This is a genomic window from Legionella pelazae (assembly GCF_052527395.1).
Window position 1 is genome coordinate 98,614 of record NZ_JBNVZS010000003.1, and the last position, 25,366, is coordinate 123,979.

Consider the following 25,366-nt stretch of genomic DNA (forward strand, 5'->3'; position numbering starts at 1 on the left):
ATTTATTAATGTGGGGCTATTGCCCCGCTTTAGTACTTTTATGGTGGCGACTATATAATTTATCAATTTGCTGATCACTTTGTAAAATACGCTCAAGTTCAATATGTGAATGGCGTAAATGGCGGATTAACTCATGTTCTTTTTCAAAGAAATCAAAAGATTCATGTAGCGATTTCTCATCAAATTTAGCAAAAAGCTTTGCTTTACGGCGGATACTCTCTGGGCTATGCCCTAAGTCAATCATGATATCACGAGCCATAATTAATGAAGAATCAAATGTTTCACGTTTAAAATAATCTACGCCTTCTTTGTAAATATCATAGGCATGGCGTCTATTACGGGCGCGTGCGTAAATCTTTAAATTAGGGAAATACTGTTTAGCTAATCTTATGATTTTGAGAGAAACTTCTATATCACCTACAGCCACAATAAGTATTTTGGCCCGATTTGCGCCCGCATGGCGTAAAATATCAAGCCGAGTCGCATCACCAAAATAACCTTGAAAACCATATTTGCGTAGCAATTCAATTTGCTCAGGATCCTTTTCTAAAATAGTTACGTTTGTATCTTGAGCACGTAAGAAACGACCAATAATCTGACCAAAACGCCCGTAGCCAGCCAAAATTATAGGATTTTTTTCTTCAATTTCATCAAATTTTCTATTAGGAATTTTACTTAGGTACTTTGGAATAACAAAACGACTATAAATTAACATAAGCACCGGTGTAAATGCCATTGAAAGGGCAACTATCAAGTTAAACAGATGTGCAGTTTCAGTTGATATAACTCTCAATTTACCCGCATATTGAAAAAGGACAAATGCAAATTCGCCTACTTGTGATAAAGCAAGCGCAAATCCGATTCGCTGCGCTCCAATCAAGCCAAATAAATGACCTAAAAGAATTAATATGCAAGCTTTTATAGTAATAATAATAAGGACCGTAATTATAATGGTTAATGGATTCTCTTTAAAAAGGCTAAAATCCATACCCATGCCTACAGAAATAAAAAATAAACCTAATAGCAAACCTTTAAAAGGCTCAATATCCATTTCTAAGGTGTGCTTATATTGCGAATTTGCTAAAACAACACCGGCAATAAAAGCACCTAGTGCAGGTGAGGCACCTATAGTTTGCATAAGTAAAGTAATACCCGTAACTATCGCTAGAGAGGTCGCTGTAAAAACTTCTCGCAAGTTAGTTTTAGCAATAATAAAAAATAAACGATGAGATAAGTAATGGCCCATCAATATAATGGCGCTAATCACACCAATAACAAAGAGAGCATGGAGCCATCTAGGAGAGACTATAAATTCATTTGGAAATTGAGAAAGGTGAGATAAGCTGACAGGAGCAAGCAGCGGTAAAATAATTAAAATAGGAATAACAGCAATATCTTGAAATAATAAGACAGCAAAAGATGTTTCACCTTCTACTGTCCGTAATAAATTTTTTTCTTCAAGCATTTGTAAAACGAGTGCGGTAGACGATAAGGCAAGCGCCATACCAACCGCTAGACTTTCTTGCCATTTATATTGTAATAAAATACCTATTAAGGTAAGCATTGTTGTTGTTAAAATAACTTGTAAACTGCCTAAACCAATAATAGCCCTTCTTAATCGCCAAAGCATTTCAGGTTCAAGTTCCAAGCCAATTAAAAAGAGCATCATAACAATACCAAACTCAGCAAAATGCATAATTTGCTCAGCATTACCTAACAGTTTAAAACCATAAGGGCCTATTAATACACCAATGACAAGATAGCCTAATACAGAACCTAGTTTAAACCGACTAGCAATAGGGACAATAATGGCAGCTGCAGCCAAAAAAATAAAAATATGCGTGAGAAAATTATTATTCATTAGCTTTTAAGGCCATTAGTTATCTAGAAAAGTATAATAGGGTTTTTAATTCCTCTAAGGTAACCTATTTCCTTAAAATTAAGCAATTTAATCGAATTAAAGCAAGAATAATGCATATACCTCTCACCAATGAAGATATTGGATTTTTACTATTTCTTTTTGTCTCTCTTTTACCTTAAAAAACTCGCAATAGAATAACTATTCCTCGTTTTTTAAAGTAAAAGACTGACAAAAATTAAGTGGTAAAAAAACCAATATCTTCATTAGTGAAAGGTATAGTACAATTTACAAATTTCTCTGAGTACAGTAAAGTTAGGAACTTTGTTTATTTTTTATTCTATTATTAAGGTTTTCTTAAGCTAATCCTCGTATAATAATTATTTGCCAGTTTTAAATAGCAAGAAGGAATGCAATGAGTAGTAACAAGCACGTGTTGAGTATTTTTAGTCTCACTATGATAACTGTAGGATCAGTTGATAGTATTCGTAATTTACCTGCTACAGCATTATTTGGTAGTCAATTGATTTTTTTCTTTTTTTTTGGCGCATTATTTTTTTTAATTCCTACAGCATTAGTTTCTGCAGAATTAGCTTCTGGATGGCCTCGGCAAGGTGGAATTTATATTTGGGTAAAAGAGGCTTTTGGTAAAAAAGCTGGTTTTTTAGCTATATGGTTACAGTGGATCGAGAACGTTATTTGGTATCCAACTATTTTATCTTTTGTCGCTGGTACAATTGGGTATTTAATTAACCCTTCACTCGTAACTAATTCATTATTTTTATGGTTGGTTATCACTATTTCTTTTTGGATTGTAACAGGTATTAATATTCGCGGAATGAAGTCAGCAGCTCTTTTTAGTAATATCTGCGCAATTACAGGTTTAATTATTCCAATGACATTAATTATTGCGCTGGGAATTCTTTGGTTAGGAGGTGGTAATCCTTCTCAAATTCAATTTAATCTACATAGTATTGTTCCACAGTGGCATGACCAATCCTTATGGGTTTCTTTGACAGCTATTATGATGTCTTTTTGTGGTATTGAAATCGCTACTGTACATGCAAATGATGTCCATAATCCACAATATGCCTTTCCGCGTGCTTTAGTGATTTCAGTGGCAATTATTTTAGTCACTCTAATTCTTGGATCGTTAGCAATTGCTGTAGTTTTGCCAAATCAAGATATTAATTTAGTTGCTGGTATTATGCAGGCTTTCGACGCCTTTTTTGCCCGTTATCATTTACTATGGATTATGCCTGTTATTGCGTTAATGTTGATTATGGGTGGCTTAGGAGGCGTAAGTAACTGGATAATAGCGCCAACAAAAGGTTTAATGGTTGCTGCAGCTGAAGGAAATCTACCTCAGGTATTTAGACGCTCTAATGCGTCTGGCGCGCCTATTGTTATTTTAATAACGCAAGCAGTAATTGTTACTGGATTATCAGCTCTCTTTCTCTTTATGCCAAGCGTGAATGGGTCATATTGGCTGTTAACTGCATTAGCTGCCCAATTATATATGTTAATGTATTTAATTATGTTTGCTGCTGCAATTAAATTACGGATAAGTTATCCTAAACAACAGCGCCTTTTTAAAATTCCTGGCGGTTTATTAGGATTGGTAACTGTTTCAGGAGTAGGGATTATTGGTGTATTAATTACTCTAATAGTTAGCTTCATGCCACCTGAAAATATTAATATTGGCAGTATTACTCGCTACGAACTAACGTTAATTTCTGGCTTAATTATAATGTGCTTGCCACCTTTTATTAGTGCGAAATTTTATCGAGGTGAAACTGATGCAAGAGAAAGTCTGGAAGTCGCTTAGGCAATGAGAACCTTTGTAAGCATTGAGAGTAATAATTAATTATGTCGATCGATTCCCTATTAGCTAGCCTTTTAACGCGTCTTCCTGAATTAGAATGGCAGCTAAGTAAATTTGGGCTGGCATTTTCTGCCAAATTATTTTCTCCAGGATTATTTCGCTGTTATCCTAAAGATGATATTCAAGCTTATAGTAAGGAAATTAAAGACGATATTAAGATTTTAAGTCAGCAAAAAAATAATCAAGTGGCCCATTATTTAGCTCGTCAGATTAATCAGAAGATCAATGTATTGGTTAGTTTTTGTCAGCAGCAGGCAAATCAAAAAATACTCGCAGCTGATACTGATTTCACTATAAATAAATTAACCACGCGTCAACAGTGGTTACAGAATCTAGAAGCGCAGATTATCCTGCTAAGAAATCAAAAAGAAGCGTTAATAAATCGACTCTCTCAATCTAGAGAATTAAGAGATGAAATAGTATTAAAGCTTAAAGCAGAATTAGGACAGCTACAAAAAAAATTAACTTTAGCTGAAGAAGCTTACACAAAAGCGCTTAATTAAACTCTGTTAGATACACTTAAATATTCTGCATTAGATTGAAAATGAATAGGGATAAAAAAATGCCAACTCAATTGAGTTGGCGTTAAGATATTTTAAATTGTACTCACTTAGGAGCAATTTAAATTAACAAGTTGATCACCATTATTAATTAATCCTAATTTAGCTCGGTTATCTAATTCAAAGTGAATACTATCACCTAGATGGACGATAACTGTCATTGAGTTACCTTCAGGAAGAATTAATCCATTGACCACAGCTCTCTTTTTTAAAGCAGTGACGGAAATTGGATTAGCTTCAGTGCCCTTGGCCCGAACTTTACAGTGGAGAGTGCGGGTACTAAACCAATTACCTTCTAGAGTACGTTCCTCATGAGGCATTAAATCATAGCCCTTCGATCGGCTAATGAGCTCCTCTTGTCCGGCAAATGCATTGGCTGCAAAAAGAACACTTGATCCTAATAGTAATGCGCTTATTTTTCTTATTTTCATATCACAACTCCTAATCTTTCTTATTTATATATACATCTAATCAATTTTGTTTTTGTTATCTTCTTAATAAATTGTAAAGTATAAAGCCTACGCCACCTGCAATTAATAATGAACTTAAAGGCTTTTCTTTAACAGCATTTATAATTTCATCTGAGTTAGCTTGCAAATAATCTTTTGCTTCGTTAACCATTTTTTTGCTCTCATTATAGAAATCGCTAGCTGATTCTTTTGCTTGATGATAGAAATCTTGAGATTTCTCTTTGCCTTGCTCAATTGCATCGTTTAGTTTTTTTTCACCTTGTTGATAAGCTGCTTCCGCCTTATGCTTACTATTTTCATATAAGTTATTAACTTTTTCTTTCTCATTTTCAAAAGCTGCTCTATTATTAGTCATTTCTATTTCCTTAGTTAACTTAAGTTAACACAGTAAAGTTTGTAAAATTTATCTTATCGACGAACAACAAGATTATTCTCAACTACCCTAACTCCTTCTATCTGGCTAGCTAATTGACCTGCTTTAATCTTCTGCTGGTATGTCTTAACAAAGCCACTTAAAAGTACAGTGCCTTTATCTGTTTCAACATGTATACGTGAAGCAGGTAAGCCTGTATTATTCATAAGAGCTGCTTTTACAGAAGTAGTGATTGCTGCATCAGAGCTATATTGATTAACACTTCTTTCACCGGACATAACTTGACAGCCTGATAGTATGACCAATGAACATCCCACTAGTATACTGGCAATATTTTTCTTCATAGTTACTCCTTTCGTTACAACAAGTTACTGAGTCAGGTTTATTCTCAAATAAAAGTGACAACTTTAAGTTACACCTTTGAGTCATACATGTCAAATAGTTTTAGTCAAAATTTAAAAAATATTGTTAATGAAATTTTTTCATGGTATAAGACATTTTTTGTCTTTATTTTGTCACTAATTAAGAGTAAGGATATTATGCTTATTGTCCCAGAACCAGCTACACAAAAGAAAATTGCGTTTCGTATTCGCATGAATGTTAAGACGCATGAAGAAATAATGGAATATTGTCAATGGGCGGGAATTACTTATAGAGATTTCTTTATTGAAGAGGCTTGTAAATATATTCTGGCTCATGATAAAAAATGGAATAACTATAAACAAAGTAAACAAAAAGTAGTTGACTTACAAAGTCAATCGATAAAAGAAGATGATAGTTTTGTGACGTTAACTATAGCAGAGCAGTGATGTAGTAAATCACATTGTATAAACTATGTTAGAGCTTGCCTTACAATAATTACCGCAAGCTCTATTTTATGATACGTTAATTTTCCTAACTTTCCCCCTTCTTAGAAAGCTAGCGCTCTTAACACTTAAGTTTAACAAAATAAAGTCAAGACTGTTTTTTATAATATTATTAAGGTAATATTAAGGGCCCTAAGTAGAATTTTTTTATCTTCTGTGGATATCTTTTTAAATAATCCTATTAAATTCTCTCCACTTATTATTTTTTATAACCCTATTCCTTATTAAATAAGGTTTTTTGCTTATCCTAATAAGGATAGAAGTCATTTGCTTCTTTATTAAATCTGTGGATAAGTTTGTGCATATATGATTAAACTCCTTTAGATTTAAAGAATTAGTTTGTAAAAATATCTAAATTTAATTTAGATACTTTTACAAACGCCTAAACTACATTAAAAAGTTCTTGAGGTTGGTCCGTTATATTTTCTTTAGTTAAGTTTGAAGAATTAAAAAATCTACTTTGGTAGGTAGAACAACTAGAAGTATAAGTAGAAGAATCTTGCTGGTGAGATTGCTTTTCGTTTTCGTTATCCTTAGTTATTTTCTTATTAGAAATAGTTTGGTTATTTATAGACCTATCTTCTGTAATTATGACTTTAGAATCTTGAAGCTTAATGTCTACTTCAGGACGATCAGCAGATGAAGTATTAGAAACTGGCTCGTTATCTATCGTTTGATTTAATTCAACTAGCTTGCGCATATCAGCATTTAATTTTTGGGTTTGCTGATTTAAATTTTTGGCTTGCTTGCACCAAAACGTTTTATCAATATTTAACTCTGCATTTCTTGCTGCTACATTGGCCATATATATAGCAACAATTGTCGCTGTAAGTATAATAGCAACCCCTAACCAAGGAACAATGCTAAAACTTGCCATTAATCCTAAACCCATTAATAAACCAGTTAATCCAGCAGATCCACCAGCAATAGTACCAAATGTACCAACAAAGGCTTGAAAAGCAGCTACGTTTATTTTTGTCTTCTCAATAGCTGAATAAGGGTTTTTGTTTAATTGATTGATCAAAAATTGCTTAACATATTTTTGTAGCACATGATTAAATAACTTTGGTTTTAATGGATTATAGAAATTATAGATTGCTTGAGAATTTAAATAACGCAAGAAATTAGCACATAACTTATCTTCATCTGTATTTCTTTGCTCAAATTCTTGAGCCTTCTTTTCTAGAAAGTCTGTTAAAGTTAATGTTGTATTTAACTTCTTATATTGATTTAGTAAGGCAAAGAACGCAATAAGATTACTTAATAAAGCGTTTTCGTACTTCTCTTTTTTTCTTTTTAGCTCTTCCTGTTGCTTTTTCAAGTCTTGGTATCCCAAATAGGCAAGAGGAACACTTATAAGTAAAAACATAGCACTACAAATACTCCCTAATATAAAAGCAAGAGTACTGCCTACACATAAATTCAAGGTCGCACTTAAAATACCAAATATAGGCCAGGCTACTCCGCTGGCAGATCCAATTCCCTCTAAAGCTGGTTTAATTATTGTCATTATTCTATCTCGCAGTAATTGCTTAGTATAGTTCAACAATTGTGAATAGAATTCAACCTGTATGAATTAAAAAAACCACCTTAGTAGATTAATCAGCAATTTTAAAAAGATTAAAAGGATTGATGTTAGCTTGAATTTTGTTTATTGCTTATAGGGTAGCTTAACAGACTAGCCTCTATTGAAACACATTCTAATAATTTGTGACATACATTGTCAAATTTAGTATGACAAAATCTGTGTTGTATAATTTTTAAAAATCTGGCAAAATTGTATTAGATAATTTTGTCACAAATAATTTCTATATTAACGGAGGCACATATGCTAATAACTCGCGAACCTATAGCTCAAAAGAAAATACAGTTCAGAATTAGAATGAGTGTACAAATTTATGAGCAAGTTATGCAATATTGTCAGTGGGCGGGTATTAATAAAAGAGACTTTTTTATAGAAGAAGCATGTAAATATATTTTAAATAATGATACGGAATGGATTAAGTATAAGCAAAATAAAGATTTAACAGATTTAGCGTCTTTGTCAAATCAGGATATTTCCATCATGCCTTTGCAAGATAAAGTTTGCAGTAATGAGTCGAATCTATCAATGAATGAAATGGCTAAGGATAATTAATTATTTTTAGAAACCTTAGTTAAAAATTTGTTTTAATTAAACAAGGATTAGGGACATGAGGTCAATGATAATTAGAAGGAGAAACATATGTCTGTTACTATGAGTAAACCTATTATTATTGAAGATAATTTTAAATCGGTTCCACCTCATTTTAAAAATGTTCTTTTACCACCGATTTTTATAATTATACTAGCAACCTTAGGTGATTATTTTTATCAAAAATATATCTATTTTTTTGTTGATAAAACTGATTTGCCTATACTTAACATTATTGAGCAATTTAGTTTTTATTTTACTTTAGCTTTAAGTTTTTATTGGCTATTTACTCGTATTATAAATACTTTTACAAAATACTTGTTGTCTACGTCCTTTCTAACTACTCACCAAACAACGAGTATTTTATTACCATTTTTCTCTAGCGTATTAAAAACAATTGTTTTTTTAATTTTGTTTAATGCATTAATTCCTTATTTAGGACTGCCAAGTCAATTCTCGTACTTTTTAGATAAATTAAGTAGTTGCTTAATTATTTGCGCTATATCTTGGATTTTATTTAAGTTAGTTCATATTACTGAACAACTACTTTTACATCGTTATACCAGTAAAGATGATCATAATGCTCTGGCTAGAAAAATATATACACAAACGTTAATTTTAAAACGCATAGCGATGACAATTATTGCGATTTTAACAGCAGGTGCTATTTTGATGTTATTCGATAATGTGCGTGCATTAGGTGCTAGTGTATTAACTACTGCTGGGGTAATTGGTTTGGTATTAACATTTACCGCACAGCGCTCTTTAGCAAGTCTTTTTTCAAGTTTGGAAATTGCCTTAACGCAACCTATTAAGATAGGTGATGCTGTCGTTATTGAAAATGAGTTTGGTATTGTCGAAGAAATTAATTTTCGTAATGTAATTATTAAGTTATGGGATTGGCGACGCCTAGTTGTCCCAACTAATTACTTCCTTGAGCATTCTTTTCAAAATTGGAGTAGGGAAGAGAGTAATAATTTAATTGGCACAGTCTATTTGTATGTCGATTTTACTTTACCTGTTGATAAACTACGTGAAGAGTTAAAGCGTGTTTTAACTAATTCAGCTTTGTGGGATGGTAAAGTATGTAGCATTCAAGTAAGTGATGTACAAGATAGAGTGATGGAGTTGCGTATTTTATCAAGTGCACGTACTCCTAGCGATGCTTGGGACCTGCGTTGTGAAGTAAGAGAAAAATTAGTTGATTTTATAGTTCAAAATTATCCAACAAGTCTCCCCGTAACTCGTACCAGACAGATGGGTGAGAAAAAAATTACAGCTTAATATAATTAACATGCATGCGATCTAAAAGAGGTGAAGTCTCTTTTAGATCGCAACAAACGTTATTTGTTAAAATGTGCAGCTAAAAGCATCGATAGCCTGGGTGCAAGCCCGTAGAGGCAGAGCCTGAATTTCACTTCGTTTCACCGAAGCTACTTAATTGTTCTTTGCAATCCCTAATTATTTTTTCTTCATTTACGTAACAATACTCAGTAGGTAGGCGCAAGATGATCAATATAAAGAGATATTTTTATGTTAGGCTCACATGTACTTAAATCATCTTTTTAGATATTAAGAGTTCTTCTTTAAAACGATAAAAATAGGACGAATTTAGTTAAAGGGAAATGTCAATTCAATGACAATTTTTTAAATTATTTTCTAGGTATGCTAATTTTGTAATTACTTTAGCTTACTTTAAATGAACTATTTAGACAGCTTTTTGATGGTATCATTTAAATCTTCTACTTCACCTGAATAGTGATAATAAACTCGCTTATGGGTGCAGTCGATGATGCATAAAGGCTCTTTCGGTTGATTATCTAATTGTTTAAAGACCCAGTATAGGCCAACTTCGGTATCTTGTTGCACTAAATGTAAAAGATCTAACATTTTATCTTGTTCAATTTCAGCATAAGTACATACTAAACCTGCAACATTACTACTTATTTTATAGGCGAAATGTTTTTCTTTCATAATTAATTCCTATAGATTCATTAACTATCTTTCTCTTAATTAAAGCTTATTAAATAAATTTAATGATTACAAATAAAGTAACCCATTACTTTCAATTATAAGGTTTAGTTAGCTAAATAAGTGGAGAATTCCTAGTTATTAAAGAAACTTTCTAGATTAACAAACAAAACGCAAATTAAATTAGATAGGTTAATACCTTATGTGAGAACGTAAATTCGCCATAAAAGAATTTTTATGGCGAATTTAGATTAAATAAAGACAGCCTAACTATGCAATTGCGATAAAAAGCTTATGGCTTTTTATTAAATAAGTGTTTTAAAGCGAAGTCTTTGCCAATACATTCACCAATAGAATGACCCCATTTTCCTGCATTTTGTTGATTAATTGTTGCGGGAATTTGAGAATAAAGTTCTTTTTGGCATTTATCAACGCTTTCTGGTATTAAAGTAACACATTTATCGTAATTAATATTCATTTCAGTTAAACGCTTATTAAGTGCTTCATCTTGCATAAATCCTTTGCAAATTAAATCTGGTACGACAGCTTTTAATTTTGCTAACCATTCATCTTTAGTCATTTCTTGTGCAGAATTATTAGATTTATCAGAATTACTGGCATTAGACTCGCCACCAAAATGAGTAGTAGCAAAATCATTACCTATACATTCACCAATTGTTCTACCCCACTTTGATGCACTATCTTTATCCACAGTTGCCGGGAGATCTGAATAATATTTGTCTTTACATTTATCAAAGCTAGAAGGAATTAAGCTTACGCATTTATCATAATCAATATTTTCTGCTTTCATGCGTTTATTAAGTTCATCATTTTGCGTAAAGTTCTTACAAATAATACCTGGTACTACTTCTCGCAATTTAGAAAGCCATTCATCTTTACTTCTTGATTGATTATCTGTAGAAGCTGAGCCTGAAGAATTAGTAGTATTAGTCGTTGAACCAGCATTAGTATCTGTCGCTGCTGAAGCTATAGCAAACGAGGATAAAGAAAGGCTAGTTAAATAGAATAATGTATTTAATATATATTTTTTTAACATAATGATATCCCTTTCATAAAATGTTTATCTATTAAAGAATAGCCTTAAAATTATAGAATACATAATTACTTAGCTAAAAATCGTTTTGATAACATAATTGTCTATTAAACGCACATTTCCGATTTTTACTGCTATAAACCGGCGATTCTCATACTCTATAAAGTAGTCGACAATTAAATCATTTTCCTTTAATTGTTTTAAAATCTCATTGTAGGGTTTATCTTGATGAAATATAGTAGCAAAGCGTTCTGCTAATTTTCGCTCTTTAGCTGTAAGAAGATTGTTGCGAGAGCTGTAAGCAAGTTGGCTTGCTTCACGAATTGTTGGGCAAATATTTATATTAATTGGCATAAAAAAAGCACTAGCCATATCACGAATTAAACAATATTGCTGATAATCTTTTTCACCAAAATAGGCATTTTTGGGTCTGACTAAATTAAGTAGTTTCATAACTACCGTAAGCACGCCATTAAAGTGGCCAGGTCGATGGGCACCTTCCATGAGCTGGGAAAAGTCAGTCTCTGTGACTTTATATCTGTAGCCATCGGGATATATTGCTTGTTCTGTTGGAATAAGGCAGTAATCAACCCCGTTTTCTTGTAATAATTTAAGATCTAATTCTAGTGTACGTGGGTAATGAGTATAATCATCAGGCCGATTAAATTGGGTTGGATTAATAAAGATACTAACAACAGTCAGCTCATTTTCATGCTTACTAACTTCTATTAAAGAGCTATGGCCTTTATGTAAATTACCCATGGTTGGTACAAAACCTAAGCTTAAGGTAGAATCAAGCCTATTTCTAAAATTGATCCATTCATCTAAATTATCAAAAACTTGCATGAATTATCCTGGTAAAGAATTAAATGAATAAGGCTGCCTTTTTAGGCAGCCTTTACAAAGTGAGCTAATTAATAAGCATAGCTGTCCGTCGGAAAGGCAACTCGTTGAACATCCTGAATATAATTATTAATTGCTGCTAATAGAGTACTTTTGGCATCTGTAAACTGTTTTACAAACTTAGGTATAAAATCTTGTTGTAAACCTAACATATCATGCCAGACTAAGACTTGCCCATCAGTTACAGCACCTGCGCCTATCCCAATAGTAGGAATAGATAAGCTGTGAGTGATTTTCTCTGCTAATTCTTGAGGAATGCATTCAAGAACGAGTGCTGAACAGCCAGACGCTTCTAAATTTTTTGCTTGTTGTAATAATTGGGTTGCCTGCTCATGGTCTCGCCCTTGAATTTTATAACCACCATATTGGTAAATAGACTGCGGCATTAAACCTATATGGCCAAGTATAGGAATACCAGAAGAGACAAGATAAGCAATAGTACGGCAAGTATCCTCATCTCCACCTTCAATTTTAATTGCTTGGGCGCCAGCTTGTATGAGTTTTTTAACATTGACTATTGTTTCAGCTTGAGATAATCGATGGCACAGAAATGGTAAGTCGCTTACTATTAATTGCTGTGTAATCCCGCGAGCTACTGCTTGTGTATGTAAAACCATCATGTCGATAGTTGCCATCACCGTACTAGAATGACCATGGACGACCATAGCAACACTATCACCTACTAAAACACAATCTAATTTTGATTCAGCAATAATTTTAGCAGAAGGGTAGTCGTAACAAGTAAGCATCGTTATTTTCTCACCAGCCTGCTTTTTTTTAATAAATTCGCTAATATTCATCTATTTACTCCCTAAAGTGCAGAAGGAGTAAAGGCAACTAAAAATTAAAAGCATTGGTACCTGTCTCATGGATCAAGTCCTCCAGAAAATATTAATGAAAATTTCCTATGTTTTATATAAAACCAAAGGATTAAGTCGCTGCAGTTTGTCAGCGCAAAATAAGTTTAAAGGACGCGCAACAAATTGCAAGATAGGTTATTATTAATACTTTAGTAAGTTAGTTATGAATGAATTATGTTACCTATTGCAGATTTAACTACGCCTGGTGAGCATGCTTTTCTTTTTCAAGGCAAAGTTGGCAGATTAGAGGCCATATTAACGCTACCTACAGAAATAAATTTTAACCACTTAGCGCTATTGGGCCACCCTCACTCGCTGCAGGGCGGTACAATGAATAATAAAGTTGTAACAACAATGGCGCGGGCATTTAAAGAATTAGGTATTCCTTCTATTCGGTTTAATTTTCGTGGCGTTGGTCAATCAGAAGGTCATTATGATGCGGGCATAGGTGAAAGCGGGGATATGTTGATTTTACAACAACTTTGGCAGCAGCATCACCCTCATACCCAATTTATATTTGCTGGGTTTTCCTTTGGTTCCTTCGTAGCTTACAGAGCGGCAGCACAAAGTGATTCAGTTCTCTTAATTACCATAGCGCCACCTTTCCATCATTATAATTATACAGAATTTAAAGCACCAAACCCGTGGTTTATTTTACAAGGTGAAGAAGATGATATTTCACCATTAGACATGGTTCTTGCTTTTGCTAATCAAGCTAATCCTAAAATTCCTGTCATTCGCTTTGCAAAAACTGGGCATTTCTTTCACGGCAATTTACTTTTATTAAAATCTAAACTAATGGATATAGTGCGTATGCAGGTATTAAGCTTATGAGCTTACTTGAGCAGTACAATGCAGCTATTGATTGTGGCGATATCCAAGATAATCCTTCACAGCGGCAAGTTTTAATTCATCTAGATAGATTAATGACTGATTTTTCCAATCAGAAAAAAAGCTGGCTTAATTGGCTTAAGAAGCCTTCGTTAAAGGGTATTTATATTTATGGGCCGGTAGGCGTTGGTAAGACCTTCTTGATGGATCTTTTTTTTAACGCTATTCCGCTAGAAAAAAAATTACGTTTTCATTTTCATCACTTTATGCAGCAAGTAGATGCTCAACTACGGCAACTGCAAGGGATACCTAATCCCTTACAACGTATCGCAACGGACATTGCAAAAAAAGCACAATTACTTTGTTTTGATGAATTTATGGTAGACGATGTTGCTTATGCAATGATTTTAGCTGAACTTATGCAAGCTTTATTTGCTAGAGATGTCGTTTTAGTTGCTACATCAAACTTAGCGCCTGACGATTTATATCGTAACGGTGTACAGCGTGTCCGTTTTCTGCCAGCAATTACTGCCATCAAAAAGCATTGCGAAATTATTTACCTAAGTGGTAAGCAAGATTATCGTTTAAGTCGAGAATTAAATTTTGAAACTTATATTTACCCTCTGAATGAAGAAACAACCAATCTTTTAAATAGGCAGTTTAATTATATCGCACCTGCTGCACAAACTGAAGGTACTTTAATAGTCCAAAAGCGCGAAATTCCTTATATTAGACTAAGTGATCGAGTTGTTTGGTTTGATTTTAAAGTCATTTGTAATTTACCCCGTAGTCAATTGGACTACTTAGAAATAGCTGAACGCTTTGATACCGTCTTTGTAAGCGATATTCCTGTATTAGGTGAAAGTGATACCGTGTTTGCTATCTTACTAATTCATTTTATTGATGTGATGTATGATCAAGGTATTCGTTTAGTGTTATCAGCCGCAGCCCCTATTGATGAACTCTATATACAGGGTGAAATGAGACAGGCTTTTAAGAGAACACAAAGTCGCCTACATGAGATGCAATCAAAAGATTATATTCAACGTCATCCGCGACGAGCTATGTACTATTTAACTTCTTAAAAGAATCTATTTTTTGCTCAAAATGAGAATGATTATCGATATCATTTATGCTAAAATACAGCAGAAGGTTTAAATTTTGTAATTTATCTAAGAATAGAATGAAAAAAATTCGTATTAATGATTTACATAAAGGTGACCGTGTCCGTTTGGTAAATTTTGGTAATACCAATTTAATTTACCGACAGCGCTTATTATCTTTAGGTATAACGCGCGGCGTTGAAATAAAAATAATACGAGTTGCACCGCTCGGTTGCCCTTTACAAATAGAAATACGAGGAACATCACTTACGTTGCGTAAAGAAGAAGCTGCTGAATTAGAGTGGGAATCTGTATGACGCATATTTTATTATTAGGAAATCCCAATTGCGGTAAAACAACTTTATTTAATGCGCTGACTGGTGATCATCAGAAGGTCGGTAATTGGCCTGGCGTGACAGTAGAGAAAAAAACAGGGTTTTTTCAATTTGCTAATCAAACTGTAGAAATTACTGACTTACCAGGCGTTTACTCATTAAACTCTTCCTATACAGTAAGCCAAGATGAAAAGATTACAGCCCATTCCATTCTTACTATTCCTGCCGATATTATTGTTAATGTTATAGACGCTTGTCATTTAGAGCGGCATCTTTATTTAACAAGCCAACTCATTGAATTAGGTAAACCGATTATTATTGCACTTAACATGAGTGATATTGCTAAGCACAGAGGCATTTTTATTGATACAGCGCTTTTAGCAAAGCAATTAAATTGTCCTGTTATAGCTATACAAGCTCATAAAAAAATTGGTCTTATGGCGTTACAAGAAGCTATAGCCTCTCAAACAGTAAAACCTAGCAGCTTTAATCTAGATCTTCCCTTAGACTTGGAGAAGCGAATTGATAAAATTAATCAAAATTTAATTCAAAATCATCATTTATCTTCAGATTTAGCGCAATATTACACTTTACGAACTTTAGAGGGTGATCATTATTTAATAGAAACCATACTCGATATAGAAAATTTAGAGCTGTTTGAAAAAGGTCCAGATGACGATATTGTGATTGCTGATGCACGTTATCAAACAATTCATCAATTAGTAAATTTAGTCCAGAAAAAACACAGTGATTCCAGTGAGCATTTTACAGCAAAGTTAGACCGTATCATATTACATCGATTTTTTGCATTACCCATTTTTTTTGCTTTGATGTATTTGATGTTTCTATTTGCAATTAATATTGGTGGCGCTTTACAGGATTTTTTTGAAATTACTTCAAGCGCTCTTTTTATACAAGGGCCGGAGTGGTTATTAGTAAAACTTCATTCCCCTCAATGGTTAATTGCTTTGATTGCGCAGGGGATAGGCGTAGGTATTACGACAACCGTTGCATTTATTCCAGTTATTGGAGCGATGTTTTTCTTTTTAGCATTATTAGAGATATCAGGATATATGGCACGAGCTGCTTTTGTAGTTGATAAGATCATGCGTATGCTTGGGTTACCTGGAAAATCATTTGTGCCTATGATTGTTGGTTTTGGCTGTAATGTGCCAGCGATTATGGCTGCGCGAACTTTAGATTCAGACAGAGAGCGCCTATTAACTATTGTCATGAGCCCTTTTATGTCTTGTAGCGCTCGTTTAGCAATTTACTCGGTGTTTGTGGCAGCTTTTTTTCCTATAGGAGGACAAAATATTGTCTTTTGTCTTTATATGACGGGTATTTTATTGGCCGTGCTGACAGGCTTTATATTACGTAAAACTATTCTACAAGGTTATTCTTCGCCGTTAATTCTTGAACTACCAGCTTATCATCGACCGACCATAAGAAGATTATTAAAAGAAATGTTTTCTCGATTGCGCTATTTTATTATTCGTGCAGGACGATTAATTATTCCTGTTTGTGTAGTCTTAAGTGGGTTAAATGCACTAACAATTAATGGTAGCTTTAGTGATCAAGCAAATACACAATCCATACTATCTTTATTAGGCCAATGGCTTACGCCTCTGTTTTCACCCATGGGAATTGAGCCTAATAATTGGCCTGCAACAGTAGGTTTACTAACCGGTATGTTAGCAAAAGAAGTAGTTATTGGCTCTTTGAACTCACTTTATGCTCAGTTGGCACATCTCAATAGCGCTCATCTTTCTTTAACATTTAATTTATGGCAATCACTACAAGAAGCATTCTGGTCGATTCCACAGAATTTATCTGAATTAGGTCATGCTTTTGTAAACCCTATTTTGGCAAGTGCACCTGACAGCGAGATATCACAATCGGTATATGGTAAAATGGCGCAGCTTTTTGATGGTCAAGCAGGCGCATTTGCCTATTTACTGTTTGTGCTACTTTATATTCCTTGTGTATCTACCATGGCTGCAATTAAACAAGAAGCAAATCGAAAAATTATGTGGTTTTCTGTAAGCTGGTCGTTATTAATTGCTTATGCTTCGGCTGTCATTTTCTATCAAGTTGCTCGCTTTAGTGAACATCCAGCGTTTTCCTCGTTTTGGATTGCGCTAATGTTAATAAGTATCGGACTATTCATAGGTAAACTTCACTATCAACATTTTTCTTCGGGAAATAAGCATGCTCTTACAGATTCTTAATTATTTACGCCGTGAAGGGATAGCCAGTAATCAGCAACTAGCCCGTGAATTTGATTTAGACTTAATGGCTTTAGGGCCTATGCTTGATGTATGGCTAAAACGCGGTGTAATTGCTCTTTGTCAGAATGACGCTTCTTGTCAGAAAAGTTGCCTTAAAAGTTGTCGCAAGCAGACAGTAATCTATTATAAAATAATAAATTAAATACACGACTTCTTAATTTTTAAAAAAATTCGCTAAATTTACACTTTTTTTGCTATTTTTTAGTTATAGCGTTTCATGCTTAAGTATTAATTTTAGGCTAAGATACGGTTATACGTTAAAACGGGTAATGATAATGGCCAATGAAATAGACATCTCGGATCCAAATTTTGAGCAGCAGATGGAAGAGATGCGGCAACAGATTGTAGCTGATAACTATGACGATCCTGTTGTGCTTATTGAAAGAGTCTATCAACTTTGGTGGCATTGGGCTAATTTTGAGCTTTTCATTATTAATCCTGTTATTGAGCCTATTTCACCTGCTTTAATTATTGAGCCTGAGCTGATAGGGGATGGCAACGAATATGAATATGTTTACCCTATTTTAGATCGGGGCCACAGATTAAGTACATCTAAAGCACAAGACATGTATACAGCCGGTATGTCTATGTGTAAGTTGTATTTTACTATTGAAAAAATGATCTTTCTTCTAATTGAGCGCTTAAAATCGGGCGGAATTAGTGCTGAAACTGAAGTGCAAGTTGCTTTTGGCGGTCATGAAAAAGCTCAACGGAAGGCTTTTGAGTCAATTATCAATTTAAATTATAACGTTGTGGTAACAAATTTTGATCCTGGTACTTGGGGAGAACGTTATCTCAAGTTGGTTAAAACCTTAAATGACAAGGGTTATGGCTATCCAGCGGAATCACCTCGCCAACCCTATTTACAACATGCTAGTTCTGGCCCTAAAGTTTCGCGGTAATGTTTAAAGACCCTTTATGGCAAGCTCGCGTTATTTTAATGATTTTAACTTAATTTTTGTCCACTTAAAGAGAAAATATTGTGGGTTTTTGAATCTTATAAATCCATAACCTACTGCTGGCAGGGCTAAAAATAACCATAGAAAAGCTTGCAATAGAGTGATAGAGTCTCTACTAGTTATCAGTTGTAGTCGCCAAGTTTTTAGACCTATTGTTTGCCCACCAAATTTAAAGCATAAGAGATAATAGAAAATTATGATGGTTAATAGTAAAAATTGATACCATCGCGTACCAGCAGGAATAGATGATTGATGAAGGCAAATTATATAAACTGCTGTTGTAAAAATTAATAGGGCTAAGATAATTAATAAATCATAAAAACTAGCGAGAATAACTCTAAATACCATTTCTGTTTCCTATTCTACTCCGGCTTCTTGCACCAATACTACGCATTTACAGGATAATGTTCATTTAGCGACATAAAAGAGCTTTTGCTTCTTTTATGTCGAACTCATATTAATAACAATTATTTCTCTTTTTGCACATACACTTTGCGCTAAAAAAACAGAGTGGTATACTTCTAATTCTTGCTACGCCTTGAGGCGAGAAACAGCGATTCAATTTAAATACTGCCATTAGTTTACTTTATGACATGTGATGTAAGGCTGACATCTAGCCAGCGGTTAGTAATTAGTTTATTTAAAATAATGCAGGCTTATAAGCTTACAACATCTATAGTTAGGTAGTTAAGCTAAAGGTTGAGGTTAAAAAATTAAGATATTGACTAACCATTTTATTATTACTAAAGGATAAATTATAACGTGAATAAGAAGAGACCAGTAAACCTTGATTTAACCACAATAAAATTTCCGCCCATGGCCATTGCGTCTATTTTACATCGAATTTCAGGCCTTGCCTTGTTTTTGCTATTTCCTATTATCCTTTATTATCTTGATTTATCTTTAGCTAGTCCTACTTCATTTGTTACTTTGCAATCTATATTGGCGGGTGTGGTGGCAAAATTAATTCTTTGGGCCTTTGGTGCAGCTCTAATCTACCACTTACTAGCGGGCATTCGACATTTAGTTATGGATGCAGGTTATGGCGAGCACCTAAGCTCAGGCCGTAAAAGTGCTATTTTTGTGATTATAGCTGCAATTGTTTTAACTCTACTTCTAGGATTTTGGATATGGTAAGCAATGTCACTAGTTTAACAGGAGATGGCTTAAAAGATTGGTTAATTCAGCGAGCTACCGCCATCTATTTTGCACTTTACTGCCTTTTTTTATTTGGCTTTTTACTCTTTCATCCACATTTACAATATCAACAATGGCATACTTTATTTGCTAGCGTATTCTTTAAAACTGCAACTATTATGGCACTAGTGGCCTTGTCCCTGCATACTTGGATAGGCGTATGGACTGTTACGACTGACTATGTTAAATCCATGACCGTGCGCTTATTTTTGCAAATGATTGTTCTACTTTGGCTTAGTGCCCAATTTATTTGGGGTTTAATGATTGTATGGGGGCAATAATATGAATATGCCAATTGCAAGAAATAAATTTGATGCAGTTATTGTTGGCGCTGGTGGCGCTGGTATGCGTGCTGCTTTACAGCTTGCTAATTCGGGTTTAAAAGTGGCTTTACTCTCTAAAGTATTTCCAACCCGATCACATACTGTCTCTGCCCAAGGGGGTATTACATCTGCACTAGGAAATGCTCATCCAGATGATTGGCGATGGCATATGTATGATACTGTGAAAGGTGCTGATTATATTGGTGATCAGGATTGCATTGAATATTTATGTAAGACAGGTCCTGAAGCAGTTTATGAATTAGAGCATATGGGATTGCCATTTTCACGTAGGGATGATGGTACAATTTACCAACGGCAATTTGGTGGACAGTCGAAAAATTTTGGCGGAGAGCAGGCTGCACGAACTTGTGCAGCAGCTGATAGAACGGGGCATGCACTATTACATACTTTGTATCAACAGAACCTAAGGGCCAAAACGCATGTTTTTAGCGAATGGTATGCGCTCGATCTTGTTAAAGATGCTCATGGGCGAATTGCTGGTGTTACTGCTTTATCGATAGAGACAGGTGAACTTGTTTTTTATCAAACTCGAGTTTGTATTTTAGCGACGGGTGGAGCAGGGCGTATTTTTCAATCGACAACCAATGCCCATATTAATACCGGTGATGGTTTCGGTATGGCATTAAGAGCAGGAATTCCCTTACAAGATATGGAAATGTGGCAGTTTCACCCAACAGGTATTGCTGGCGCTGGAACGCTCGTTACCGAAGGTTGCCGCGGTGAAGGTGGCTATCTTATTAATAAGGATGGGGAACGTTTTATGGAACGTTATGCACCCCGTGTAAAAGATTTAGCTTCGCGAGATGTCGTTGCTCGCTCAATGGCATTAGAAATCCGTGCAGGTCGAGGCTTTGATCCTAACGGTATTGATCATGTTAAATTAAAATTAGATCATCTTGGTGCGGATTTGATTATGTCTCGCTTACCTGGTATTCGAGAATTATCTTTAAAATTTGCAGGCGTTGATCCTATTGTTGAACCGATCCCAGTTGTGCCCACTTGCCATTACAGTATGGGTGGGATTCCGACTAATATTCATGGGCAGGTTCTGATTCACCAAGATGGCAGTGATCAAATTGTTGAAGGATTATATGCTGTCGGTGAATGCGCTTGTGTTTCTGTACATGGCGCTAATCGTTTAGGCGGTAATTCTTTACTTGACCTGGTCGTTTTTGGCCGTGCTGCTGGTTTGCATGTTGAAGAATTATGGCATGCTAATGCGTTACCTGATATGGCTTATGTTTCTGATGATGATCTTGCGCCAGCATTAGAGCGTTATTTCCGTTGGGAGAATTCAACGGATGGAGAAAGCCCTGCTGCAATTCGAGATGCCATGCAGCGGGTTATGCAAGAAGATTTTGGCGTTTTCCGTACTGGTAAAGTGATGGAAGAGGGCTTGCATCGCTTACAAGCACTTCGAGAGCGCTTAAAACATGCTAAACTAAGTGACAAAAGTCACATCTTTAACACAGAACGTATTGCTGCCTTAGAATTAGATAACTTAATGGCCACAGCTTATGCTAGTGCCCATTCGGCACTGACTCGAACTGAGAGTCGAGGTGCTCATAGCCGTGAAGATTATCCTAAGCGAGATGACGCTAATTGGATAAAACATACATTGTACTTTGAGGAAGGGGAGCGTATTGACTATCGACCTGTAAATACAACACCTAAATACGTCGAGCCATTTGCGCCGAAAGAACGCGTTTATTAAGAGGGTATATTATGGCTGATCATAGAAAATTAACCTTATCCATTTATCGTTATAATCCAGAAGCTGAAGGTAATGAAAAGCCTTATATGCAGGATTATATATTGGAAGTTCCTGCCAAAAGTGATCCTATGCTCTTAACGCTGCTTGAGCGAATTAAGGCTGAGCAAGATGTTACTCTAGCTTATAGGCGCTCCTGTCGTGAAGGTGTTTGTGGCTCTGACGGTATGAATATTAATGGAACTAATGGCTTAGCTTGTATTACGACGCTCTCACAGCTTAATACAGATAAAATAGTCATTCGTCCCTTACCGGGTTTTCCAGTGATTCGCGATCTCGTTGTCGATATGACTCAATTTTATGAACAATATGAGCGTGTTGAGCCTTATTTACAAAATGACGATGTTATGCCAGCAAAAGAGCGCTTACAAACGCCTGCAGAGCGCTCCTTATTAGATGGTTTATATGAGTGTATTTTATGCGCTTGCTGTACAAGCTCATGCCCCTCCTATTGGTGGAATCCAGATAAATTTATCGGCCCTGCGGGGCTTTTACAAGCACGTCGATTTTTAGCTGATAGCCGTGATACTGCAACAGTACATCGCCTAGAGAAATTAAAAGATCCATTTAGTGTATTTCGTTGCCGCACTATTATGAATTGTGCAAATGTTTGCCCGAAGGGACTCAATCCGGCGCAAGCGATTAGTCATATTCGCCTGCAAATGTTGAATCAGGAAACATAAATAATTTTTTCTGAGTTGCTTTAAGTAGCAAGTGAACTCTTTGGAGACAAAAACATGAGTAGTAATCTGCAAAAACAATGGGCTTCTTCTTACTTATCGGGTGGCAATATGGCCTATGTCGATGCATTATATGAAGACTTTTTAGCAGATCCTAATTCTGTACCTACCGATTGGCGATTAGCTTTTGAAGCTTTACCTAAGGTTGATTCAGTAGCAAAAGAAATTTCTCATCGCAATATACGTAATTACTTTCTAGAAAATACAGATAAAAGATATTTTAATCAAGGTAGTGTCGCTTTCGAAGATAGTAAACAATTTCAAGTAGCTCAATTAATTAATGCTTACCGTTCTTATGGACACCATGCGGCTAAATTAGATCCGCTTGGTATGACAGAGCGAGTACATGTTCCTAGCTTGGAATTAAGTCATCATAATTTATCTGAAGCAGATTTAAATCATAATTTTTGTGCTGGCGATTATTTTCATTCAGGGCAACAAATGCCACTTAAAGATATTTTACAGGCATTAAAAGATACCTATTGCGGTAGTATAGGTATTGAATATATGCACATTTCAAACCTAGAAGAAACACAATGGCTACAAGAAAAATTAGAAACAGCACGTGGACGGCCTAATTTTGATATAGATAAAAAACAAGCGATACTTAATGATTTAATCGCAGCTGACGGCTTAGAGCGCTATTTAGGTACACGCTACGTTGGGCAGAAACGTTTCTCATTAGAAGGTGGTGATGCCTTTATTCCTATGATGAAGGAAATTATTCGCCAAGGTAGTCAAAAAAGTGTAAAAGAAATTGTTATTGGTATGGCTCATCGCGGCCGTTTAAACGTCTTGGTTAATGTGTTAGGTAAAGCGCCTGATCAACTTTTCCAGGAATTTGAAGGTAAAGTGATATCTGAAAGAACAGGTGATGTTAAATATCATATGGGTTTTTCCTCGGATATCCAAACTAAGAGGGGACCTATTATACATTTAGCACTAGCTTTTAATCCTTCACATTTAGAGATTATTGGCCCTGTAGTGGAAGGCTCTGCAAGAATAAGACTTGAGCGTCGTAATGATATAGTAGGAAAAAATACTGTAGTGCCGGTTATAGTACATGGTGATGCTGCTTTTGCTGGGCAAGGCGTTGTTATGGAAACATTTAACTTCTCCCAGGCAAGAGGGTATTCTACTGGTGGTACAGTTCATATCGTTATTAATAACCAAATTGGATTTACTACCAGTAACCCGTTAGATGCCCGCTCAACACTATATTGTACTGACGTTGCTAAAATGGTTCAAGCACCTGTACTGCATGTTAATGGTGATGATCCAGAGGCTGTCGTCTTTGCAATGCAGATTGCATTTGATTTTCGTATGAAATTTAAGCGTGATGTGGTTATCGATTTGGTGTGCTACCGCCGTCACGGGCATAATGAGGCTGATGAGCCTTCTATTACTCAGCCTACCATGTATAAAAAAGTTAAAAGCATGTGGCCGTTACGTGAAATTTATGCTGAGCAATTGATTAAAGAGGGTATAGTTACTCAAGAAAAAGTCAATGAGCTTATGGAAGCTTATCGGAATAAGCTTGATAAAGGTCAGCCTGTTATCAATGTTACTCGTGAAAACTATGAAGGTAAGATATCGATTGACTGGTCACCTTACTTAAATGCCAAATGGACAGATAAGGTAGATACCACAATTAGTGAACAAACTTTAACAACGCTTTCCCAACAACTACATGATTTACCTAAGGGCTTTGAAGTTCACCCTGTGGTCAAAAAATTGCTAAGTGAACGTGAGAAAATGTCGAGTGGGAATGTGCAAATGAATTGGGGCTATGCCGAAACCATGGCTTATGCAAGCCTCTTGCACGAAGGTCATTGGGTAAGATTATCTGGCCAGGATTCTGGCCGTGGTACTTTTGCTCACCGCCATGCGGTATTACATGATATGCAAACCGGTGAAGCTTATATTCCTTTAGAGAAGACAGCAACGAATGGGGCCCATTTTGTTGTTATTGATTCAGTGCTATCAGAAGAAGCGGTACTTGCTTTTGAATATGGGTATGCTGCATCAGCACCCGATTCTTTAGTTATTTGGGAAGCTCAATTTGGTGATTTTGCGAATGGGGCACAAGTTGTCATTGATCAGTTTATTAGCTCAGGTGAGCAAAAATGGGGCCGATTATGTGGTTTAGTGATGTTTTTACCACATGGTTATGAAGGGCAAGGTCCAGAACATTCATCTGCAAGACTTGAGCGCTATATGCAATTATGCGCCCAACATAATATGCAAGTATGTGTGCCCACAACGCCGGCGCAGATTTTTCATTTGCTACGTCGACAGGTATTACGTAAGTTTCGAAAGCCTTTAATTGTTATGACGCCTAAAAGCTTATTACGACACAAGTTAGCTGTATCACCAGTTAGTGATCTCTTAAATGGCCAATTCCACAATGTTATACCTGAAATTGATGAGCTTGATCCGCTGAAAGTAACAAGGATCGTATTATGCTGTGGAAAAGTCTACTATGATCTCTTACAAAAACGCCGAGATGAGCAATTAAATCATGTTGCTATCGTACGTATAGAACAATTATATCCTTTCCCTAGAAAGTCGTTGGGTAGCATACTAGCTAATTATCCTCTAGCAAAAGATATTGTATGGTGTCAGGAAGAGCCGCAAAACCAGGGCGTTTGGTTTGCATCTCAGCATAATATTAAGGACTGTTTACAAGTTGATCAGCATTTGCGCTATGCTGGCCGTGGCTTTGCAGCGTCACCCGCTGTTGGTAGTCCAATTTTACATGCCCAGCAGCAACGAGAATTGGTCAATCAAGCATTATTGGATTAACTTATCAAAATTATAAT

The 25,366-nt window shown here is 35.3% G+C and carries 26 protein-coding genes; 16 read left to right on the plus strand and 10 right to left on the minus strand.

The features are described from left to right. Positions 1–16: 16 nt before the first annotated feature. Positions 17–1,861 (minus strand): monovalent cation:proton antiporter-2 (CPA2) family protein, encoded by a 1,845-nt coding sequence (locus ACQUW5_RS04975; protein ID WP_444990109.1) that lies wholly within the window; start codon positions 1,859–1,861, stop codon positions 17–19. 412 nt (positions 1,862–2,273) lie between these two features. Between ACQUW5_RS04975 and ACQUW5_RS04980 the strand changes: the two genes are divergently transcribed. Both ACQUW5_RS04980 and ACQUW5_RS04985 read left to right on the plus strand, forming a co-directional pair. Continuing rightward, positions 2,274–3,686 carry an APC family permease gene (locus ACQUW5_RS04980; RefSeq protein WP_444990110.1) on the plus strand — a complete coding sequence of 471 codons (1,413 nt, stop codon included), beginning with the start codon at positions 2,274–2,276 and terminating at the stop codon, positions 3,684–3,686. Between the two features lie 41 nt (positions 3,687–3,727). Next, positions 3,728–4,246 (plus strand): hypothetical protein, encoded by a 519-nt coding sequence (locus ACQUW5_RS04985; RefSeq protein WP_444990111.1) that lies wholly within the window; start codon positions 3,728–3,730, stop codon positions 4,244–4,246. A gap of 107 nt (positions 4,247–4,353) precedes the next feature. Here the strand turns inward: ACQUW5_RS04985 and ACQUW5_RS04990 are convergent, their stop codons facing one another. Genes ACQUW5_RS04990 through ACQUW5_RS05000 form a run of 3 tightly spaced genes read right to left on the minus strand, consistent with a single transcriptional unit; the run spans position 4,354 to position 5,490 of the window. After that, entirely contained in the window at positions 4,354–4,734 is a 381-nt protein-coding gene (locus ACQUW5_RS04990) for a hypothetical protein (protein WP_444990112.1), read from the minus strand. A gap of 55 nt (positions 4,735–4,789) precedes the next feature. Continuing rightward, on the minus strand, positions 4,790–5,128 hold the full coding sequence (locus ACQUW5_RS04995; protein WP_444990113.1) for a hypothetical protein: 339 nt from the start codon (positions 5,126–5,128) through the stop codon (positions 4,790–4,792). A gap of 53 nt (positions 5,129–5,181) precedes the next feature. Then, the gene (locus ACQUW5_RS05000) at positions 5,182–5,490 is read right to left on the minus strand and encodes a BON domain-containing protein (protein WP_444990114.1); all 309 of its coding nucleotides are present in this window, start codon (positions 5,488–5,490) and stop codon (positions 5,182–5,184) included. Between the two features lie 87 nt (positions 5,491–5,577). Here ACQUW5_RS05000 and ACQUW5_RS05005 point away from each other — a divergent pair, with 87 nt between their 5' ends. Further along, positions 5,578–5,955 (plus strand): hypothetical protein, encoded by a 378-nt coding sequence (locus ACQUW5_RS05005; RefSeq protein WP_444990115.1) that lies wholly within the window; start codon positions 5,578–5,580, stop codon positions 5,953–5,955. A 439-nt stretch (positions 5,956–6,394) separates the two neighbouring features. On the opposite strand, the gene ACQUW5_RS05010 is transcribed toward ACQUW5_RS05005, so the two are convergent. Then, a complete protein-coding gene (locus ACQUW5_RS05010; protein ID WP_444990116.1) occupies positions 6,395–7,522 on the minus strand; it encodes a hypothetical protein in 1,128 nt (375 codons plus the stop codon). A gap of 318 nt (positions 7,523–7,840) precedes the next feature. On the opposite strand from ACQUW5_RS05010, the gene ACQUW5_RS05015 reads away from it, so the two are divergent. Next, a complete protein-coding gene (locus tag ACQUW5_RS05015) occupies positions 7,841–8,149 on the plus strand; it encodes a hypothetical protein (protein WP_444990117.1) in 309 nt (102 codons plus the stop codon). Positions 8,150–8,236: 87 nt separating this feature from the next. Further along, the gene (locus ACQUW5_RS05020) at positions 8,237–9,469 is read left to right on the plus strand and encodes a mechanosensitive ion channel family protein (protein ID WP_444990118.1); all 1,233 of its coding nucleotides are present in this window, start codon (positions 8,237–8,239) and stop codon (positions 9,467–9,469) included. A 420-nt stretch (positions 9,470–9,889) separates the two neighbouring features. On the opposite strand, the gene ACQUW5_RS05025 is transcribed toward ACQUW5_RS05020, so the two are convergent. The 4 genes from ACQUW5_RS05025 to panB all read right to left on the minus strand — a co-directional run bounded on the left by ACQUW5_RS05025 (position 9,890) and on the right by panB (position 12,913). Beyond that, positions 9,890–10,159 carry a hypothetical protein gene (locus ACQUW5_RS05025; protein WP_444990119.1) on the minus strand — a complete coding sequence of 90 codons (270 nt, stop codon included), beginning with the start codon at positions 10,157–10,159 and terminating at the stop codon, positions 9,890–9,892. A 289-nt stretch (positions 10,160–10,448) separates the two neighbouring features. After that, positions 10,449–11,213 carry a hypothetical protein gene (locus ACQUW5_RS05030; protein ID WP_444990120.1) on the minus strand — a complete coding sequence of 255 codons (765 nt, stop codon included), beginning with the start codon at positions 11,211–11,213 and terminating at the stop codon, positions 10,449–10,451. Positions 11,214–11,282: 69 nt separating this feature from the next. Then, positions 11,283–12,056, minus strand: coding sequence for a pantoate--beta-alanine ligase (panC, locus tag ACQUW5_RS05035; RefSeq protein WP_444990121.1), 774 nt, complete (start codon positions 12,054–12,056; stop codon positions 11,283–11,285). Positions 12,057–12,124: 68 nt separating this feature from the next. Further along, positions 12,125–12,913, minus strand: coding sequence for a 3-methyl-2-oxobutanoate hydroxymethyltransferase (gene panB, locus ACQUW5_RS05040; RefSeq protein ID WP_444990122.1), 789 nt, complete (start codon positions 12,911–12,913; stop codon positions 12,125–12,127). 234 nt (positions 12,914–13,147) lie between these two features. Here panB and ACQUW5_RS05045 point away from each other — a divergent pair, with 234 nt between their 5' ends. The 6 genes from ACQUW5_RS05045 (at position 13,148) to ACQUW5_RS05070 (ending at position 18,435) form a co-directional block, all read left to right on the plus strand. Beyond that, positions 13,148–13,807, plus strand: coding sequence for an alpha/beta hydrolase (locus ACQUW5_RS05045; RefSeq protein ID WP_444990123.1), 660 nt, complete (start codon positions 13,148–13,150; stop codon positions 13,805–13,807). After that, a complete protein-coding gene (gene zapE, locus ACQUW5_RS05050) occupies positions 13,804–14,889 on the plus strand; it encodes a cell division protein ZapE (protein WP_444990124.1) in 1,086 nt (361 codons plus the stop codon). The genes ACQUW5_RS05045 and zapE overlap by 4 nt, the downstream gene beginning before the upstream one ends. A 98-nt stretch (positions 14,890–14,987) precedes the next feature. Beyond that, a complete protein-coding gene (locus tag ACQUW5_RS05055) occupies positions 14,988–15,224 on the plus strand; it encodes a FeoA family protein (RefSeq protein ID WP_444990125.1) in 237 nt (78 codons plus the stop codon). Further along, positions 15,221–17,473, plus strand: coding sequence for a Fe(2+) transporter permease subunit FeoB (gene feoB / locus ACQUW5_RS05060; protein ID WP_444990126.1), 2,253 nt, complete (start codon positions 15,221–15,223; stop codon positions 17,471–17,473). The genes ACQUW5_RS05055 and feoB overlap by 4 nt, the downstream gene beginning before the upstream one ends. Then, positions 17,454–17,675: a FeoC-like transcriptional regulator gene (locus ACQUW5_RS05065; protein ID WP_444990127.1), complete on the plus strand. Its 222-nt coding sequence runs from the start codon at positions 17,454–17,456 to the stop codon at positions 17,673–17,675. The genes feoB and ACQUW5_RS05065 overlap by 20 nt, the downstream gene beginning before the upstream one ends. Positions 17,676–17,808: 133 nt before the next feature. Then, positions 17,809–18,435, plus strand: coding sequence for a virulence factor (locus tag ACQUW5_RS05070; protein WP_444990128.1), 627 nt, complete (start codon positions 17,809–17,811; stop codon positions 18,433–18,435). Between the two features lie 30 nt (positions 18,436–18,465). Here ACQUW5_RS05070 and ACQUW5_RS05075 read toward each other — a convergent pair whose 3' ends face one another. Further along, positions 18,466–18,840 carry a hypothetical protein gene (locus tag ACQUW5_RS05075; RefSeq protein WP_444990129.1) on the minus strand — a complete coding sequence of 125 codons (375 nt, stop codon included), beginning with the start codon at positions 18,838–18,840 and terminating at the stop codon, positions 18,466–18,468. Positions 18,841–19,254: 414 nt separating this feature from the next. On the opposite strand from ACQUW5_RS05075, the gene sdhC reads away from it, so the two are divergent. Genes sdhC through ACQUW5_RS05100 form a run of 5 tightly spaced genes read left to right on the plus strand, consistent with a single transcriptional unit; the run spans position 19,255 to position 25,349 of the window. After that, positions 19,255–19,629: a succinate dehydrogenase, cytochrome b556 subunit gene (gene sdhC / locus ACQUW5_RS05080; RefSeq protein ID WP_444990130.1), complete on the plus strand. Its 375-nt coding sequence runs from the start codon at positions 19,255–19,257 to the stop codon at positions 19,627–19,629. Further along, a complete protein-coding gene (sdhD, locus tag ACQUW5_RS05085) occupies positions 19,623–19,970 on the plus strand; it encodes a succinate dehydrogenase, hydrophobic membrane anchor protein (RefSeq protein ID WP_444990131.1) in 348 nt (115 codons plus the stop codon). Before sdhC ends, sdhD begins: the two co-directional genes overlap by 7 nt. A 7-nt stretch (positions 19,971–19,977) precedes the next feature. Continuing rightward, positions 19,978–21,747: a succinate dehydrogenase flavoprotein subunit gene (gene sdhA / locus ACQUW5_RS05090; protein WP_444990260.1), complete on the plus strand. Its 1,770-nt coding sequence runs from the start codon at positions 19,978–19,980 to the stop codon at positions 21,745–21,747. A gap of 11 nt (positions 21,748–21,758) precedes the next feature. Next, complete coding sequence (locus tag ACQUW5_RS05095; protein ID WP_444990132.1) at positions 21,759–22,487, plus strand: succinate dehydrogenase iron-sulfur subunit; 729 nt, start codon at positions 21,759–21,761, stop codon at positions 22,485–22,487. Between the two features lie 54 nt (positions 22,488–22,541). Beyond that, complete coding sequence (locus tag ACQUW5_RS05100; RefSeq protein WP_444990133.1) at positions 22,542–25,349, plus strand: 2-oxoglutarate dehydrogenase E1 component; 2,808 nt, start codon at positions 22,542–22,544, stop codon at positions 25,347–25,349. Positions 25,350–25,366: the final 17 nt, after the last annotated feature.